This is a genomic window from Burkholderia sp. BCC0506 (genome assembly GCF_902833145.1).
In the GTDB taxonomy this organism is placed as follows: Bacteria; Pseudomonadota; Gammaproteobacteria; order Burkholderiales; family Burkholderiaceae; genus Burkholderia.
In genome coordinates, this window is sequence record NZ_CADFEN010000030.1 from 1 (window position 1) to 1,155 (window position 1,155).

General features: G+C 61.1%; 1 protein-coding gene. It reads left to right on the forward strand.

Features of this window, described 5'->3' with window-relative positions; translation table 11 throughout:
* Window positions 1-65: 65 nt before the first annotated feature.
* Window positions 66-1,155, forward strand: a protein-coding gene (locus tag HWX62_RS32815; protein WP_175985335.1) for an IS3 family transposase whose coding sequence is annotated in 2 segments (ribosomal slippage) — window positions 66-315 and window positions 315-1,155 — 1,091 coding nt annotated over the 2 segments. Because the reading frame shifts where the segments join, the coding sequence is not laid out codon by codon here. This gene is flagged as partial in the annotation.

Here is a 1,155-nt window from a genome sequence, read left to right on the forward strand (position 1 = left end):
TGACCTTTCCCCTCCGAAGTATCCCACTGTAAAGTTAGTGGCAAGGCCGCAGGAGAACCCTTGTCATGAAGAAGTCGCGGTTCAGCGAAGAGCAAATTATTGGGGTGTTGAAGGAAGCCGACGCAGGCATGAAGGTCGCAGACCTATGCCGCAAGCACGGCATATCGGATGCGACGTTCTATAACTGGCGTAGCCGTTACGGCGGCATGGATGTGTCGGAAGCGCGACGATTGCGGCAACTGGAGGAAGAAAATCAGCGGCTCAAGCGGCTGGTGGCCGACCAGGCGCTGGACATCCAGGTTCTGAAGGACGTTCTCGGAAAAAAGTGAGTTCGCCCGCGCAGCGCCGAGAAGTTGTGCAGCAGGTGATTGAACAGCACGACTATTCGGAGCGCCGGGCGTGCGCGCTCATTGGCCTGAATCGCCGAACGTTCCGGCGGCCGGCGCCGCCTGACGCCGACCACGAAGTGCGGCAACGGCTGCGCGAACTGGCACAGGAGCGGCCACGGTTTGGCTCGCCCCGCCTGCATGTCTTGCTACGCCGGGAGGGCCTGGTCCAGAACCACAAGCGCACTGAGCGGCTGTACCGTGCAGAAGGCCTATCGCTTCGCCTGAAACGTCGAAAGAAGCGCCCGAGTCATCTACGCGTGGTCATGCCGACGCCCAACGGCGCAGACGAAAGCTGGGCGATGGACTTTGTTGCTGACGCGCTGGTGCACGGCCGACGCATACGCATGTTGACGATCATCGACGCGTGGAACCGCGAGTGCCCGCACATCGAGGTCGACTTCTCGCTAACGGGTGTACGCGTGGCGCGTGTGCTCGAGCAATTGCGGCAACGAGGGCGGTGTCCCAATCTGATTCAGGTGGATAACGGGCCGGAGTTCGTCAGCAAGGCGCTCGATGCCTGGGCGCACGAACATGGCGTCAAGCTGCAGTTCATCCGTCCAGGCAAGCCGGTGGAAAACGCGTACATCGAAAGCTTCAACGGCCGACTGCGCGAAGAATGTTTGAACCAGCATGCGTTCGTCAGTCTCGACGATGCGCGCATGCGCATCGAGGCCTGGCGCACTGACTACAACTCGGTGCGCCCGCATAGCGCCTTGGGGCAGTTGGCGCCGGACCAATTCCGGCAATTGCATCAACCGAAAACCGG